Source organism: Lysobacter sp. ISL-50, from assembly GCF_018612875.1.
In the GTDB taxonomy this organism is placed as follows: domain Bacteria; phylum Pseudomonadota; class Gammaproteobacteria; order Xanthomonadales; family Xanthomonadaceae; genus Lysobacter.
The window spans coordinates 1-14,618 of sequence record NZ_JAGGRI010000009.1; the positions used below are offsets into that span (position 1 = coordinate 1).

Genomic DNA, 14,618 nt, shown 5'->3' on the forward strand with positions numbered 1-14,618 from the left:
GGGGAGCGTCCATTCCATTTCATCCCCGTTGGAATCCAAGCGCTAACTGGCGGCCTAGCCATGCACAGACAGGTGCTGGACAGCTTGCGTCCATAGCCATCTTTAAGCGTTTTCTCTTGCCTGCAGTTCAATCCTGTCCGACAGCTGTCCAACGTTGAGAACGCTCGTCCTTCATCGGCATAACCGCTTGGCTTCGCTGCGGAAGGAAGCGTTCATGGCCCCACACCACAACGGCCACGGAGGCCAATCCATGAACGACCAGACCCAAGCCCTGAAGGACTACATCGGCGGAATGAAGCGGCATAACCGCGCGGCGCTGATGCAACTGCGCGGCATCCACAACTGGCACGCGGCGGCCCAGCACGAACTCGAACGCCGCGCCTACCTCGTCCTGAACACTTTCAACGACGACCTGATGCTCGCCATCGCCAACGGCGAGGTCAACGTCCAGCAGGCTATCGACGAAGTGCTCGCCGACTGACCCACTTGCGCGCCTCGCATCCGCGCGGCGCGCGCTCCAAAACACAATCTCATTCAAAGGAACGACCATGACTCAGCTTACCGACAACCAGCGCGCCCTCCTCCTCCTCGCCGTTGCGACCGAGGGTCGCATCGAGAACTTCCCCGACAACCTCAAGGGCGGCGCACGCGCCGCAGTGACGCGCGGTCTGCTGACCCACGGGCTGGTAGAGGCGCAAGGCGCCGGGTACGCGCTCACCGACGCCGGTTATGAAGCGGTCGGCGCGCAGCGGCCGGGCACCGGCCAAGCGGCAGGCGACGGGGACTGCGCCGACGACTCGAATCAGGATACCGATGACGCCGACAGCGAAGCGGAGGCCGAGGGGAGTGGTGATGACGACGGCAACGTGGCCATAGTCGCAGCAAAACCCACCGCGCCGCCGAAGCAGCGCAAAGAAACCCGCATTGACCAAGTCGTCGCCCTACTGCTGCGCCCCCAAGGCGCAACGATCGCAGAGGTGATGAAGGCCACCGACTGGCAGCAGCACTCGGTTCGCGGATTCTTCGCCGGAACGCTGAAGAAGAAGGGGCATACCGTGATCAACACCAAGGAAGGCAAAGAAGAGCGCGTCTACCGCATCCTGACCGAAGTAGCAAAAGAAGCGAAAGCGTCGGCTGCCGCCCGCGACGAAGAGGAGTGAACCAGCACGCGGCCGAGTATTGACCTGGCCGTGATCTGCTCTCAACAAGCGAACTTCCGGCGGCGCGCATCTCATGCGCGCTGTCTCTCGTTTGCAGAACGAACGTTCTTGTCCGACAGCTAAATAGAAAAAAGATGCTGGCGAGCATCTCCCTCAATCCACTTGGCTTCTCCTGCGAAGGAAGCGTTCATGGGCTCCCCAACGCAGGAACGACCCATGACCAGCACGATCCTCCCGCCCTACCAATTGCACGTTCGCTTCAGCCGTAAGCCCGAAAACTCGCGTGCGATGCGACGTGAGCTAAGCGGTTACCCAGTTGAACCCGAACTGGTCTGGGTCATCGAGCGCAAGACCATGACCCAGACCGAATACCGCGCCTTCGAGCGCGATTTCTTCAAACCCCAGTACTGGATCGTTCCGCTCAATAGCCGACCGGGCCACTGCATCATGGTCGTGGCGCCGAGGCTCCCTGCTTTGTACGTCAGGGCCGAGGGCTACAACTATGCGCGCTACGTGGGCCTCGCCGTGGCCTAGCCATGGTTAGGTGATTTTGGCAGGGATAACTGACGCCGCCGACTCGGACTCCCCGGGAACGATCATCGCCATAGCTCGCTATGCAATGAGTTCGAAGACGGATCTACTGTCATTTCTGACAGGTGTCGTCCTCAACGGAACTTGGCAACCGGACACTAGGGGCGGCGGCATTTTATAGAACAAACTTGATAGCCGCTTCCTCTTCTTTGAGCATCTATCACAAGGAACTAAGAATGAGCTTCAGAACCATAGCTTGGCTTTCAACCTTCTTAGCCTTCGCCGCGATGGGCCCCATCAATTCTGCGATGGCCGGCCAGGTCCATCGATGCGACAGCTGCACCAATGCGCAGAAGAAGAACAAAGCCCTGACAACAACCCCGCTTGGTTTGGCGTACGTATTCGACATCCCGAACGCAGAGTTGACGATGTGGGAGGTGCGCTACGATGGCGAATTGAGGATGAAGACCGCAGACCAAACGGACGTTGACCCCGGCGCCTACAACATGTTCTTGAACGTATTGAGTGATGCGGCAGCTCCGCCGACTGCGAATGGACAAATTACATTGCCCCTGGCGGTGGGGATAGATCACGGCTCGCGCTTCTCAAGCGATCCCCTCGCAGGGTTTGAGACCTACGACGCATACGACATCGCGCGCTCAGGCACTCTAAGGAGCCAACTTGGACTTAGCATCGCCAACTCGCTCGTAGGCGGCCCGGGGAACTATGATCGACAGCAAATCGGACAAGTTTTGCTGTCGGCACTGTTGAATTTGACCGGGGGAACGATGCAGCTAACTGGCTATACCTTCGTCATACATTGGCACGGCGGCTCGACGACTACATTCACGCTTACTGGAAGCGATACAACCCAAGCCACGTACGTCTTTGGCGCAAGTCGAGACAGCAATGGCGCCCCGATTCCCGATGCCACGGTTAACACCGATGCCGCCGGATTGATCTTCACCGGCGAATGGACCTTCAATACTCCGCAGACTCTGGAAGATTGGGTCAATGAAATGGCGTTTAACGGCGTCCCGATCACCGGGAGTCGAGGCACTGAGAACAAGGTCGCTTGTGTGCGGGTCGATGGTACTTTGTCGTGCCACTATTTGTAATTAGCCCAATCGAAGGGCTCGTCTAAACGGGCCCTTCGACAGGCCAATCAAGGCGCATTTCTCAGGATATGCCGTCTCCGGTTGGCGCGACGATGGCGTTGAGCCGTCCCCTTGCACGATAGGAACCTCGACCGAATCGATCACCCTTAAAAAGGAACGCTTCGGAATTCCGCTCGCTTCTTGCTCGATGCTTTGTCACCCCAATGAATCAAAGCCCCTAGTAGGTCGAAGGTTAAACCCGGCGCCGCCCGCAGCGCGGTGCCAAGCCTACTGGGGTTCGTCTATCGGCTGCGAGCCCAATTCTGTTTGCCGGTTGATCTCCTCGGCAATGGCGCGCGCCAACCACTCCGGAATGTGTCCCTGGCGCCACGCCTCGGCAACCGCGTCCAGATCGCCGCCATCCACGAGATCCCGGATCAGTCTCATCCGCTCGCAGCGTCCTTTCGCCTTCCACATGACGCGCCATCGGCCATTGGGTAGCCCAGGCTACGCCGTGGCGATTACGACCTCAATGCTCTAAGGATCTCGGCCGCGACTTGCGGGACGATGGCGTTGCCGGCGGCGCGCAGTCGAGGAATTCGGGCGGGTATCCCATGAGCCAGAAGACGAATTCCGGATTCAGGTATCCGCCGGCCGGCGAGGGTTCGACCTGTCGCCCAAGCAGCCCATTGACCGGTGCGCTGCCAATGCTCGACGCGTCCTTGTGATCCCGCGTCGTCGGCGTCGCCCACACCGCTTGTGCCGGCAGCGGTAACGTCGCTCCACTGGCGAAGCGCTGGCCCGGCCCGCCCTTCTCCCCGTCGCTCGCGCGCGGCGTGCTCCAGACCGCCTTCGCCACCCCCGGCAGGCCATTGCGCCGCTCGGCCGCAAAGTTGCCGCGCTTTTCCGGATCGTTCGCCGTCGCCGTCGCCGTCGGCCAAACGACGCCCAACGATCCAGACCCGGCCTCGCCCGTGCGGGGCGTTGACGGCGCAAGCTGGAACAACAACCGCCCGGCTGGCGTAGCCTTCGCCTTCCAAGTCAGACAGAACTCCGTCGAGCGCCAGCGGGACGATGCCAGCAACGTTCTCGCCCAGGAATGCAGCGGGTCGCGCGGATGCAATGAGCCGATGCAGCTCCGGCCAGAGGTGACGGTCATCCGCCTGCGCGCGCTGTCGTCCCGCGACGCTGAACGGCTGGCAGGGGAAACCGCCCGTCCAGATTTCCGCGTCATCGGGCCAGCCGGCGAGCCGGCAGGCATAGGCGAAGCCACCGACCCCGGCGAAGAAGTGGCATTGGCGGTATCCGTGCAGATCGTCTGCGGAAACAAGTCGGATGTCACGGTCATCAACGTCGCCGGGCGGGATCAAGCCGGCGGCGATCAGATTTCGCAGCCAGTCGCAAAGGTAGAGATCGTTCTCGTTGTAGTACGCCGCCCGGATCATTCGACCTCGGCGACGGCATTGGGGTCGGCACTGCTTGCGGCGTCATCGAACGGCATTCCATCGGACTGCCGTAGCGCGAACTGGCCGGTGTGGTCCTGCCAGCGGCGCACGATTACGTCGGCGTACTTCGGGTCCAGTTCGATCAGCCGCGCACGGCGGCCGGTCTTCTCGGCCGCGATCAGGGTGGTGCCCGATCCGCCGAACGGATCGAGGACCAGATCACGGCTCTTGCTGCTGTTGCGAATCGCCCGCTCGACCAGCGCCACCGGCTTCATGGTCGGATGCAGATCGTTCTTGCTGCTGCGATCGATGAACCAGACGTCGCCCTGATCGCGCGCGCCGCACCAGAACCGCTCGGTGCCTTCACGCCAACCGTAAAGGATGGGCTCGTACTGCCGCTGATAATCGGCATGGCCCATCGTGAATTTGTTCTTGGCCCAAATAATGAAGGTGGACCAGCGCCCGCCGGCCGCTCGGAACGCGCTCTGGAGCCGGTCCAGTTCCGAAGAGGACATGGCGATGTAGATCGCGCCCTTGGTCAGCGCCACCATCTGCGTGCAGCACGCTTCCAAGAACACGCCGAAATCGCCGCCGAGATTGTCGTTGAGGATCGGACGATGCTTGCCGCGCAACTTGTCCTTCGGGTTGTTGGCGTAATCGACGTTGTACGGCGGATCGGTGAAGGTCATGTCCGCCAGCTCGTCGCCGAGCAGCGCCGCGTAATCGTCGGCCTGCGTGGCGTCGCCGCACAGTACCTTGTGGCTACCGCAGACCCACACATCGCCGCGGCGCGAGACAGGTTGCTCCTGCACCTCGGGCACTTCGTCATCGTCGGTCAATCCGGCCTGGTCGCCGTCGAGCAACTCATCCAGTTCGTCGTCGGTGAAACCGAGCAGGTCCAGATCGAAGTCGGCATCGCGCAGCTCGGCCAGTTCCAATCGCAGCAGCTCTTCGTCCCAGCCCGCGTTTTCGGCGAGGCGATTGTCGGCGATCACGTAGGCGCGCTTCTGCGCCGGGGTCAGATGCGACAGTTCAATGACTGGAACCTTCCCGAGGCCCAACTGGCGCGCGGCGAGCAGTCGGCCGTGGCCGGCGATGATGCCGCTCGCGCCGTCGACCAAGACCGGATTGGTCCAACCGAACTCCACGATGCTGGCCGCGATCTGCGCGACCTGCGCATCGGAGTGCGTTCTTGCGTTCCGCGCAAAGGGAATGAGCGCCTCGATCGGGCGCTGTTCGATCTGAAGGCTCAAAGGATGTCCGAATGCGAACCGGGTTGCAGCGACTGCAAACCCGAAGAAAAGGATTGACGCTAGCGGGGTTTTGCGGCTGTGCCCCCCGCTTCAGTTTCTGCTCAGGAAGGACCCGCGATTTCTGGCCGAACGGCGCGACGTGTGCCGCGCGGTGAGGCTTGCGCTAGGCCGGCCGAGGTCTCATTGCAACTTGATTCCGAGTCGCACACGCCGCCTGTCGCGCGCCCTGCGTGCGTCTATGAAATATTCAGAATGCCGCGGTCATCGTAAACACGCTGATCCATAGCGAGCGGCGTGGTCGTGTTGGTGCGGCCCGTCCTGTGTCCCTAGGGAGGATAGCCATGACTCGGCTGCTGATCGTGCTTAAGCGTTCTGGGCATACGGGCTTCAATGATCTGCCGTTGGGCGAACTCGCCGAATGCGTCATTGATGGCGTAGCGGGAGTCATTAACCCCCGCACGGAACGCATGGAAGGAGAAACGGTGTTCGTTTCCTATTCCTGGGTGGGCACGAGCCCGCCCGTCATAGACAACGCCTCACTTAACCGCTTCGGTCTGTGTCTTGCCGACACGAACGATGTGGCTTATGCGATCACGTCCGATGACGCACCTCGCAGCGCTGTTTCCGGATCTCAGATGCGGGCTGACTGATGGCGCACTGCGATCAGCAATGCCGACTAGGCTAAGGTGAAGCACTGGCGGCGGCTCGTAAGCGCGCCGCACGTTGGGGCTGTGTCGCGGCGGCGTTGCGTCTTAACACTCGATATGTTGTCGGCGCCCCGCAACGAGCATACTGACCCGGCTGTATGTGGCCATCCCGCTTCCAACTCGGTATTCGAGATAGAACTACTATCGTCACCACGGCCGCCACACATCCATCGACAGAGGGATTAAATGGAATTCAAGATGATGCTCGTTGCCCACACGTTGATAGCCGGGATATGCGGCATCCCAGCACGGCTATACGTGGCCGGCTTCTTAACATCTACGGAATCAGTTCAAAGTCCTAGAACGGGCGTACGGTATTTGTATAGGTATCTCATATTCTGCTTGTACTACCTTATTTCTTTCATGTTGACGCCGCTTCTTTTAAAACCATTCCTGCCGCACTTCATGAGCATGAGCGGTGACGCAAAAAGCTATCTGTATTTCCTTTTGTGTGTGCCCCTGGCTTTTCTTCTGTACTGTCTCGATTACAAGTTCATTGTTTGGACAGATGCGCCGAAACTCCGTGCGCGGGAAAAATTGCGCGGAAAATGACCGCAACTCGCCGCTCTGTCCGCGGTGCTTTTCCCGACTACGCACCGCGATCTGCATGCCAATGGGGCCAGGTACGGTGTCGGACGATGTCCTGGAAGTGTTCGGACTGGTTCGTTCCTGATCCGCGCTCTGATGGTTCGAAGAAGGTCAGCCCGAAGATGCTGACGAAGCACTTGAACGCTTCGGGCTGAGCCATGCCGACTGCCACATCCCCCCGACGCACCACCATCAGCATGCCGACTAGGCTAGGGCAAATCCGGGGTTTTTGGGACACCCCATAACGGCCGCGATCATGATCCTGGATGACGGTGGATATCGCAGGATCCGTTCAGTGAAGATTTGTCGTCACCGCAGGTCGCTCGGCGACAGCGAAGCGCGGCAGTTGGTCGTTGAGATGCACGACCACCACCGCCAACGCATGCTGGTAGCGTCGCCAAGCCGTCTTGCGGATTAGCCCAGTGCGGTGGCTGATCTCGCGCCACGGCACGTACTGCGCCCGCAGCCAGACCAGGCGGCGCTGATCCTCGTCCAACCACTTCAGCCAGCGCACCGTCTCGCCGAAGCGGTCGATCGCGCCGGGCGACGCCGCGAAGCGCAGAACGATGCGCTCATCGGCATACCCTTCCCACGACTGCCGGTTGATATCCGGCCAGAACGACGCATAGCCCTGCACCCGGACCGGCGGCAGCCGGCGTGCAGTGACCGCAGCCTCTTGGAATCGGTCGGACACCCGCTGGATATTCCAGTCCATGGTCATGCGTCGGTTCCTTGCGACAGAGCCCAGTGCAGCAAGGCAAGCGCGTCTGCCTCGTTGTCGTCCCCCGGCGCATGTCCACGCTGCTCCATCGCGGCGATCATGGCGTCCTTCTTCGCATTGCCCTTGCCGGTCGCGAACTTCTTGATCGTGCCGACTGGTACGCCCTGGTATGGGATGGCGTGGCGCTCGCACCACGCGGTGAGCTGCGCCAGGAAACCGCCATAGGCGTGCGCGGCGTCCACGCCGAGATGACGTCGCACTTCCTCGAAGTAGATGGCTTCGACGTGGCCAACAAAGGCCAGGGTCTCGTCCAGCCAACGGCCAAAACGAAGGAACCGCATGCCACCGCCTTCAAACCGACTTGGCTTGAACGCTTGCGTACCGCTTGAGATCTGACCACCGCGTGTCAGCGCCCAGCCCATCGTCGTGCCCAGGTCCAGTGCCAGTGTTGTGCTGCTCATTGTGCGTCCTTGAGTCTGAGCGGGTGACGCGAGTGACACGGTTGCCGGTTATCCCTTGTATGCGTGTGCGCGCGCACACGCGTGGGGTAACTAGCAGCTATGTCACAGGCGTCACCCGCAGCCGTAAGTGACTGATTTTTCAACTGACGTAACGAGCAAAGCTTTTAGGTCGCAGACTCAAGCCGATCACGTAACGCGCGCCCTTACCGCCTCGATGTCGTCCGTACCGGCGCGAGTCCAAGAGTTCCGAAAAGCGCTTGATCGATCCGGCGAATTCACCATTGGCCAGGCACCAGTCCTTCCAGTCCGCGAACAAATCGGCGATCAAGGTCTTCGATTGGGCGTGCTCTTGGCATCGCTCTTCGATCCAACGGCCCAATGCGTCCTCGGACTCGAAATACTCATCGGTGGCGCTGAGCACGCATTGAGGGGGCTTAAGGCCGACGCGCTGCCACTCCAAGCATCCTTCGACCGCCCAGGCTAGAACGCCTTCACGCTCGGCCAGGAGCTTCCGCGATAGATCACCGTCGCGCCGTTCCGGCGGCACGGTGACCGTGAAGGGGATTAGATGCAGGCGCCGTTTCATCGCCTCATCCACATTACGAATGGCCGGCTTATGGTTGCCTGCGATAACCAATTTGAACTGCGGCGTGTATTCGAAGAAGTCCTGCCGCATAAACCTCGCCATGATTTTGTCGCCGCCGGTGATCGCCTTCAACTTCGACTCGTTCCATCGCCGCCCCTCCTCCGTCTCAACCGCGGCCACGAAGCGCGCACCGCGCAGACCGGCTAACTCGGTCGGATGTCGCTCGCCGCGGCTCTCCATGAACGTATCCATCGGCGCGCTGGTGGCGTAGTCGCCCAGGAGCGATGACAGCGTGTTGACGAACACCGACTTGCCGTTGGCGCCGGTGCCATAGAGGAAAAACAGCGCATGCTCAGTGGTGACGCCAGTCAGGCAGTAGCCGACCATGCGCTGCAGATACGCCTGCAGGTCGGCATCGCCGCCGGTGACGTCCGCGAGGAAGCGGCGCCAGAGCGAATGCTCGCCGCCCATGCCGGCTGTTGCCATACGGGTCAGTCGATCTGAACGCGAATGCCTGCGCAGCGCCCCTGTCTTGAGATCGATCGTCCCCGCAGGAGAGTTCAACAGCCAGGGCCGCGTATCCCACTCCTCCGCATCGGAGGCATGGTAGCGATCGCTGCGTGCCATGCGCTCTACAGCGTGCACCGTCGACGCGCTCGCCAGCCGTGACTGCTGGCTGCCGGAGTTGGCGTAGGTCGCCGCAACCCGGCAGACGCCACGGACGAGATGGTTGACGGTCAACGTGCGGTCGGGATTCCAGCGCTGTCCGCTCCAGACCATCCACTGGCTCCAGGCCGCGCAGTAGCGCCAATCTTCGTGGTATCGCTTGGTGAATGCCGTGGCCAGGCCGTCGTCGGTGTGCCAGCCCAGTTCGCCGAAGTCGATCGCCTCGGTCCGCTCCGGTCGTGTGATCGGCGTGCGCTCGCCCGCGCGCAGGAAGCCAATCACGTCGAAGTGCTCATCGACGGCATCGGCCGCATCCCAGCCCTGCTCCTTGTCCTCGGGCGGATAGAGGATCGCGCTGGAGATGGCGCCGGCTGCGAGCGCGGCTTGGGCGACGGTTAGGGCGTAGTCCCACCCGGGCTTGTCCTTGTCCGGCCAGATCAGGACGTGCTTGCCGCGCAGCGGCGACCAATCGGTCTTCTCGATCGGCGCCTTCGCACCGTTCATGGCGGTCGTGGCGGCCACGTCCAGGGCGATCAAGGCATCGGCTGCCTTCTCGCCCTCCACGACCACGATGTCGAGCGCCTGGGCAAGACCGGGCTGGTTATAGAGCGGGCGCGGTTCCGGCGCGAGGTGCTTGCGCCGCTTGGCGTCCCAGGGCCGGTATTCCTTACCGGTCGGGGGGTCGTAGCGGTAGACGCAGGCGATCAGCTCGCCTTCGGCGCTGTGGTAGTCCCAACGCGCGGTCGCCGGGCCAAGCTCGTCCAACACCGGCTCGGCGCGGCGCCGCTTCGGCGCCGAACTCGGCGTCGTCGCCGGCACGTGCCCGACTAAGTCGACCGCCCGCGCCAGCACTGCGGCGAAGTCACGCTGTGCATCAAGTCCCGCCTGCGCCGCGATTAGATCGAAGACATCGCCGCCCTCGCCCGTCGCGTGGTCCGTCCAAAGGCCTGCCTTGGGCCCAGACAACTCGATCTCTAAGCTGTCGCCCTTTTCGCCGCGCACATCGCCGATGTGGAACTTGCCGCGGCGAACGCGCCCATGCGGGTACAGTTCTTGGAGAACCCCCTCAAGGCGTTGCAGTAACCGCACCCTAATGGGATCCCGCGACGAACGCTCTGCTGGCCGAGACTCCGTCGGAGCCTCGGCGTCGTTGAAGTCCATCATGCCAAACGCCTTTCTTTCAGCGGCGCAGGCAAATCACGGAACGCATTGAACCAAGGCAACGCGGCTTGAAAGCGCCTGCCGGGCAACGTGAGCAGGGCGATTGGCACGAAGTTGGGCATGACGACGGCGCTTTCGCGGGGGGAGGTATTCATTGGAGCCTCGCGGTCAGTGAAGCGTGGTGGTAGCCGGCCAGGACCAGCAGCGGTCCTGCCAGGCGCAGGCTCGGCATGTTTGGTGGGTGGGTGTCGTGCTGATCCGGGGAAGGAGTTCGGCAGCGTCACAGGCGCGTAGGATCTCGACGGCGCGATCTGACGCGCGCTGTGCCAAGCCGCGGTCGAAGACCACGCGCTCGGCGTAGATCGCCATATCGTCGGCACAGATCGCGGTGAACAATGCGGGATGCTCGTGCAGTCCCAGGTAGGCCTGGTACAGCGCGATCTGCGTGGCGTAGACCGGCCGGCTGGCGGCGAGTCGCTTCTTCTGCAATTCGCGGAAGGACTTGGTGCCGACCGCCTTGTTCTCCCAGAGCATGGGATACCGAAACCCGTCCGGTCCGCCGACGATGATTCCGTCTGCATGGCCGCGGACGCGGCCGCCAGCCGTTTCGAATCCGAACTGCTGACCGCTTGCGTCGTGGGTGTGCAGATCGAAGCCGGCCACGCGCAGCCAGTCGGCCATCCAGTCTTCCATCTGATGGCCGCGCTGGAATACGCGCAGCACGCGGCCGGGAAAGTGACGGCCGCAATCCTTGGCCGCGTCGAAGAACTGGAACTGGAGTCGGCGGCTGCACTCCTCACCCAAGCTGGAGGCGCCCAAATAGGCGCGGGCGGGCCGTTGTGTCGCCTCCCGCTCCATCGCCGCATCGACCAGCGTCGTAAGGTGCTCGGATAGATCGTGCGAGTTGAAATCAAGCATGGCTTCGCTCGAATAGGCGGGCAATGCCAGAATTTTCCTGGCATGCCCTTTTTAGAAGGGAATCGGGTCGTCGAAGGGTCGATCGGAATCCCATGCGGGCAGCGGCTTGCTTCGCGGATCCGTCTGCTCGCGCAGCGACAGTTCGTAGGCCATCGTCACGGCCTCAATCACTTCGGTGGCCTGCACTTGGCTGTACTGCGCCAGCGGCACGTGGAAGCCGACGCGCTCAGCGACTTGCGCCAGCGCCGACAGGCACGCGCGCTGCGCTTCGTGGGAAAGGGGGTGTGGCACGTGCAAAAGCTCCTCCACCGCGCTCGGATTCGTCCGGGCTCGGGTCGCGTAGAGTTGGTGAAAAGCGTTCTGGCACGTGGTCGAGCAGAACGCCCAGCGATACGGGGTGCGCCGCGGGTCAGCGATGCGGCGGCGCAGGTCCAGATGTCCAAACCCGCGCGCGGGTCGGCCGCAACCCCAGCACGGCGTCATCGGCCATGCCGCGATCGATCAAAGACATGGTCGCGGTACTCGATCAGGGCTTGCGCGTGATCGTCGTGGTGCTGCGCCAGAGCAAGCAGGCGCTGGATCTGCGCTTCAAGCTCGGCGCTGGATAACTCGCGCAAGGGGGTGAAGATGCCGTTGCCATTGGGGGAACGGTCCTGGAGGCGCGGATTTCGTGGCATGGCGGCGTATGCCCATCACTGCGCCCACGTGGGTCGGCCGGCGGTAGGCGCCTGCGCTGCCGCCTGATTCGCAGCGTGCGCCATGTGCGCCGGCATCGCGGCGGCCTGTGCTGGTAGCGATTGGATCGCGCCCATCACCTCCTTGTACTGCGGATGGTCGGGCATGATCGGCATCTTGATCACGGCCTTGTCCTCGCCATAGCTGTCCTTTTCCCAATCGATCTTGCCGACGAACTCGGTACCGTCCAGATCGCCGAAACTCTCGATGCACCGGCCCTGTTGTGCGGCCGCGCTCATGTCGTCCGGATGCAGTGCGTTCGCGGAATTGAGGACGCCCTTGATGAAGCTTCGCCCCATCTGGCCCCAGGTCGGTCCCTTCGGGCTATGCAGGCCGATCAGCGTCCACAGCTTGCGGCGCGCGTACTTGCCCTCCAGCACGACGAACTCGGCGTTGAGGTAGACCGCGCCGGTATCGCCGCGGGTGGCCCAGCCGTGCAGCCAGCCGTTGGCAGCGTCGCTGTACCCGCCGGGTTTGAGGGTCATGCGCACCTTGACCAAGGTGCCCTTCGGGATGAGGGAGAACGCCGGGCTTTCGGCGTCGTTGAAGTTGTTCCAGGCGGAGGACATGGTTGACCTTACTTATCAATGGATCGCGGGGGGAGTGGGCGCAGCCGCCTCCGGCGCGCCGAGCTTTCGCATGAGCTGGCCCAGGTCCGGGGGTTCGACCATGTCGAGCCGGCCGGATCGGTCCTTGGCGGGGTAACCCCAAGGGTTGGCGGTGTGGCAAACGAAGGCGCGATAGGCGGCCCCTTCCGCCGCAGGGACCTCGGCCAGCGTGATCACCTCGTCCACGATGCCCGGCAGTTCCAGACCGGTCTTGGCACCGTCGATCTGCAGGGCATGGACACGCCGATTAAAGTCATCGACCCGCTCTTCGAGGATGCCGACGAACCAGACGTGCTTGCCGCGAACGTGCTGGAGGTGGGTCAGCCAGCCGACCATCTCCTGGCCCAGCAAGCCGTAGGCGCCGCGCGTATCGGGCTTGCCCGTCTTTTCGGAAAAGGCCTGCGGCTGGCCCTTGCACCACTGCAGGCACAGGCGACCGGCGACGGTGATCGAGTCCACGAACAGGGTCTGGTATTTCGCGAACACGGCCGGATCGCCGTAACGCAGCCGCGCGGCCTCGAAGTGCCACTGACTGAAGGGTTGGCCTTCGCGCAGGGCGGGATTGGGTCCGCCGAGCAGGACCGCGATATCGCGGCAGTCATCCCAGGTGCGGGGACGGATGCTGTCGCCCGGCCACGTGGCCACAGGCAGGTCGCCGGCCTCGATGTCCACGAACAAGGTCGTGGCCGGATCCAACGTCCAAAGCTGCGAAGTCTTGCCCAACCCCCAACTGCCGACGAGGACGCCCTTGACGCCCCGGGTTTCGGCCAGCCGTTGCTCGGCGGTAATGATCGGAAGCGCCATCAGACGGCGCCCCCGTCATGGACTGCGGTCATCAGAATCCGGCGCCCCCAACTTACAGCTGCAATTACCATCACGCTTGTCCTTCGGTCAGCGACAGACGGAATACCGGTTTGCCCGGCTTGAGGGTTCGGGCAGGCTCGAAGGACGCGCGCATCGATACCGGCCACGCGGTGTACTTGGTCTCGCTGACGCGATAACTGATCTCCACGAACTCGGCCGGGTTTTCGCCCGCGGCACGGATACGCTCCACGATCCTTCCGAGCACGGCCTGATCCCACTCCACCTTCTTCGGCACCTCGCAGGAAATCCGTACCGCGCCCTCGGTCAGCGTGACCGTGCCGGTGTCCTTGCCGACGGCGAACCGCTGCTCGGCGGCGCGCTTGCCGTAACGGATGTCGAGCGCCTGGTCGATTTTGTCGGCTTGGGCGCGTGCTACGGCGACGGCCTCGGAAGCCTGGACCTTCAAGTCGAGCAGCAAGTCCGGAGCGAACCCAGCCAGTTCGCTCGCCGGACGATCGATACAGCGTGCGAGCAGGTTCATGCCGGTACTCCTTGTGCTGCCGCGCTCGCGCGCTGCGCCGTCAGGCGCAGGTCATTGCTGGGGATGCGTGCAGTGTCAGCGGTGGAGGTGCGCATGGACTCGGACTCGTATTGCTCGATGTCCTCCAGGCGGTACTTCACGCGCCGCCCCATGACCTTGAAGAACGGCGGACCGATCGCGTCGGCGCGCCAGCGCGCCAGGGTTTCAGGGGTGACGTCCCAGCGCACGGCAAGCTGTTCGGTCGTCAGAGAGTTGTCGCTCATGGGAAAAGTCCTCTTCGTCGGCGTGGTGCGGCCGGGGCGAGAGACTGCGCGAAGCAGAGCTAGGAATGAAAGAGGGGAACGAGCTAGGAATCGTCCGCCGATTTCTAGACGTTCCTAGCTGAAACCGTATGTCGAGCTAAAAACAAGGATTTTTTTAGCTAGGAATCGACAAGCCGCGCGACGAGATTTTTTTTTGCTCCCGTACGCGCCACCGCCGAGTCGAGACGCAGGCACCTGATCACCAGAGTGCAGATTTCTGCACATTGCACATGCGCCACCACGTCAGTGCGATGCTGAAAGGAGTCGCGTACATCGCGAGGACGCGAGCGTCAGCGACGTATCTCGTAGTGCGGTTCCTAGCTCAACCATAGGA

Annotated in this window: 18 protein-coding genes; 5 read left to right on the top strand and 13 right to left on the bottom strand. The window is 62.6% G+C overall.

Annotated elements, in window-relative coordinates; all coding sequences use genetic code 11:
* Positions 1 to 250: 250 nt before the first annotated feature.
* The 4 genes from J7J50_RS06185 to J7J50_RS06200 all read left to right on the top strand — a co-directional run bounded on the left by J7J50_RS06185 (position 251) and on the right by J7J50_RS06200 (position 2,809).
* A complete protein-coding gene (locus tag J7J50_RS06185) occupies positions 251 to 481 on the top strand; it encodes a hypothetical protein (protein ID WP_215056173.1) in 231 nt (76 codons plus the stop codon).
* Between the two features lie 67 nt (positions 482 to 548).
* Positions 549 to 1,160 (top strand): DUF3489 domain-containing protein, encoded by a 612-nt coding sequence (locus tag J7J50_RS06190; RefSeq protein WP_215056172.1) that lies wholly within the window; start codon positions 549 to 551, stop codon positions 1,158 to 1,160.
* Between the two features lie 216 nt (positions 1,161 to 1,376).
* A complete protein-coding gene (locus tag J7J50_RS06195; protein ID WP_215056171.1) occupies positions 1,377 to 1,694 on the top strand; it encodes a hypothetical protein in 318 nt (105 codons plus the stop codon).
* Positions 1,695 to 1,927: 233 nt separating this feature from the next.
* A complete protein-coding gene (locus J7J50_RS06200; RefSeq protein ID WP_215056170.1) occupies positions 1,928 to 2,809 on the top strand; it encodes a hypothetical protein in 882 nt (293 codons plus the stop codon).
* A gap of 267 nt (positions 2,810 to 3,076) precedes the next feature.
* Here the strand turns inward: J7J50_RS06200 and J7J50_RS06205 are convergent, their stop codons facing one another.
* From J7J50_RS06205 to J7J50_RS06215, 3 genes are read right to left on the bottom strand one after another with little or no spacing between them, the layout of a single operon-like run.
* Positions 3,077 to 3,265 carry a hypothetical protein gene (locus J7J50_RS06205; protein WP_215056169.1) on the bottom strand — a complete coding sequence of 63 codons (189 nt, stop codon included), beginning with the start codon at positions 3,263 to 3,265 and terminating at the stop codon, positions 3,077 to 3,079.
* A gap of 44 nt (positions 3,266 to 3,309) precedes the next feature.
* Positions 3,310 to 4,233 (bottom strand): DNA cytosine methyltransferase, encoded by a 924-nt coding sequence (locus J7J50_RS06210; RefSeq protein ID WP_215056168.1) that lies wholly within the window; start codon positions 4,231 to 4,233, stop codon positions 3,310 to 3,312.
* A complete protein-coding gene (locus tag J7J50_RS06215; RefSeq protein ID WP_215056167.1) occupies positions 4,230 to 5,486 on the bottom strand; it encodes a site-specific DNA-methyltransferase in 1,257 nt (418 codons plus the stop codon). Before J7J50_RS06215 ends, J7J50_RS06210 begins: the two co-directional genes overlap by 4 nt.
* Before the next feature lie 341 nt (positions 5,487 to 5,827).
* Here J7J50_RS06215 and J7J50_RS06220 point away from each other — a divergent pair, with 341 nt between their 5' ends.
* A complete protein-coding gene (locus J7J50_RS06220; protein ID WP_215056166.1) occupies positions 5,828 to 6,136 on the top strand; it encodes a hypothetical protein in 309 nt (102 codons plus the stop codon).
* A gap of 937 nt (positions 6,137 to 7,073) precedes the next feature.
* Here the strand turns inward: J7J50_RS06220 and J7J50_RS06225 are convergent.
* The 10 genes from J7J50_RS06225 to J7J50_RS06270 form a co-directional block, all read right to left on the bottom strand.
* Entirely contained in the window at positions 7,074 to 7,502 is a 429-nt protein-coding gene (locus tag J7J50_RS06225) for a DUF6362 family protein (RefSeq protein WP_215056165.1), read from the bottom strand.
* Entirely contained in the window at positions 7,499 to 7,963 is a 465-nt protein-coding gene (locus J7J50_RS06230; protein ID WP_215056164.1) for a hypothetical protein, read from the bottom strand. The genes J7J50_RS06225 and J7J50_RS06230 overlap by 4 nt, the downstream gene beginning before the upstream one ends.
* 139 nt (positions 7,964 to 8,102) lie before the next feature.
* A complete protein-coding gene (locus J7J50_RS06235) occupies positions 8,103 to 10,379 on the bottom strand; it encodes a phage/plasmid primase, P4 family (RefSeq protein ID WP_215056163.1) in 2,277 nt (758 codons plus the stop codon).
* Positions 10,376 to 10,531, bottom strand: a complete 156-nt coding sequence (locus J7J50_RS06240; protein WP_215056162.1) for a hypothetical protein — start codon at positions 10,529 to 10,531, stop codon at positions 10,376 to 10,378. The genes J7J50_RS06235 and J7J50_RS06240 overlap by 4 nt, the downstream gene beginning before the upstream one ends.
* Positions 10,532 to 10,544: 13 nt before the next feature.
* Positions 10,545 to 11,318 (bottom strand): hypothetical protein, encoded by a 774-nt coding sequence (locus J7J50_RS06245; RefSeq protein ID WP_251044697.1) that lies wholly within the window; start codon positions 11,316 to 11,318, stop codon positions 10,545 to 10,547.
* A 27-nt stretch (positions 11,319 to 11,345) separates the two neighbouring features.
* Positions 11,346 to 11,777, bottom strand: a complete 432-nt coding sequence (locus J7J50_RS06250; RefSeq protein WP_215056161.1) for a DUF6511 domain-containing protein — start codon at positions 11,775 to 11,777, stop codon at positions 11,346 to 11,348.
* A 209-nt stretch (positions 11,778 to 11,986) separates the two neighbouring features.
* Positions 11,987 to 12,598, bottom strand: coding sequence for a hypothetical protein (locus tag J7J50_RS06255; protein WP_215056160.1), 612 nt, complete (start codon positions 12,596 to 12,598; stop codon positions 11,987 to 11,989).
* Between the two features lie 15 nt (positions 12,599 to 12,613).
* Complete coding sequence (locus J7J50_RS06260) at positions 12,614 to 13,441, bottom strand: ATP-binding protein (protein WP_251044696.1); 828 nt, start codon at positions 13,439 to 13,441, stop codon at positions 12,614 to 12,616.
* Positions 13,442 to 13,511: 70 nt separating this feature from the next.
* Complete coding sequence (locus J7J50_RS06265) at positions 13,512 to 13,982, bottom strand: DUF2489 domain-containing protein (RefSeq protein ID WP_215056159.1); 471 nt, start codon at positions 13,980 to 13,982, stop codon at positions 13,512 to 13,514.
* Positions 13,979 to 14,245 carry a helix-turn-helix domain-containing protein gene (locus tag J7J50_RS06270; RefSeq protein ID WP_215056158.1) on the bottom strand — a complete coding sequence of 89 codons (267 nt, stop codon included), beginning with the start codon at positions 14,243 to 14,245 and terminating at the stop codon, positions 13,979 to 13,981. The genes J7J50_RS06265 and J7J50_RS06270 overlap by 4 nt, the downstream gene beginning before the upstream one ends.
* Between the last annotated feature and the right edge of the window lie 373 nt (positions 14,246 to 14,618).

Bases quoted from the DNA above. Each gene is read 5' to 3' on its own strand.
- J7J50_RS06210 (WP_215056168.1), bottom strand. From the start codon at position 4,233: ATGATCCGGGCGGCGTACTACAACGAGAACGATCTCTACCTTTGCGAC.
- J7J50_RS06195 (WP_215056171.1), top strand. From the start codon at position 1,377: ATGACCAGCACGATCCTCCCGCCCTACCAATTGCACGTTCGCTTCAGC.
- J7J50_RS06250 (WP_215056161.1), bottom strand. From the start codon at position 11,777: ATGACGCCGTGCTGGGGTTGCGGCCGACCCGCGCGCGGGTTTGGACAT.
- J7J50_RS06235 (WP_215056163.1), bottom strand. From the start codon at position 10,379: ATGATGGACTTCAACGACGCCGAGGCTCCGACGGAGTCTCGGCCAGCA.
- J7J50_RS06225 (WP_215056165.1), bottom strand. From the start codon at position 7,502: ATGACCATGGACTGGAATATCCAGCGGGTGTCCGACCGATTCCAAGAG.
- J7J50_RS06200 (WP_215056170.1), top strand. From the start codon at position 1,928: ATGAGCTTCAGAACCATAGCTTGGCTTTCAACCTTCTTAGCCTTCGCC.
- J7J50_RS06260 (WP_251044696.1), bottom strand. From the start codon at position 13,441: ATGGCGCTTCCGATCATTACCGCCGAGCAACGGCTGGCCGAAACCCGG.
- J7J50_RS06265 (WP_215056159.1), bottom strand. From the start codon at position 13,982: ATGAACCTGCTCGCACGCTGTATCGATCGTCCGGCGAGCGAACTGGCT.
- J7J50_RS06270 (WP_215056158.1), bottom strand. From the start codon at position 14,245: ATGAGCGACAACTCTCTGACGACCGAACAGCTTGCCGTGCGCTGGGAC.
- J7J50_RS06220 (WP_215056166.1), top strand. From the start codon at position 5,828: ATGACTCGGCTGCTGATCGTGCTTAAGCGTTCTGGGCATACGGGCTTC.
- J7J50_RS06185 (WP_215056173.1), top strand. From the start codon at position 251: ATGAACGACCAGACCCAAGCCCTGAAGGACTACATCGGCGGAATGAAG.
- J7J50_RS06240 (WP_215056162.1), bottom strand. From the start codon at position 10,531: ATGAATACCTCCCCCCGCGAAAGCGCCGTCGTCATGCCCAACTTCGTG.
- J7J50_RS06190 (WP_215056172.1), top strand. From the start codon at position 549: ATGACTCAGCTTACCGACAACCAGCGCGCCCTCCTCCTCCTCGCCGTT.
- J7J50_RS06230 (WP_215056164.1), bottom strand. From the start codon at position 7,963: ATGAGCAGCACAACACTGGCACTGGACCTGGGCACGACGATGGGCTGG.
- J7J50_RS06205 (WP_215056169.1), bottom strand. From the start codon at position 3,265: ATGTGGAAGGCGAAAGGACGCTGCGAGCGGATGAGACTGATCCGGGAT.
- J7J50_RS06255 (WP_215056160.1), bottom strand. From the start codon at position 12,598: ATGTCCTCCGCCTGGAACAACTTCAACGACGCCGAAAGCCCGGCGTTC.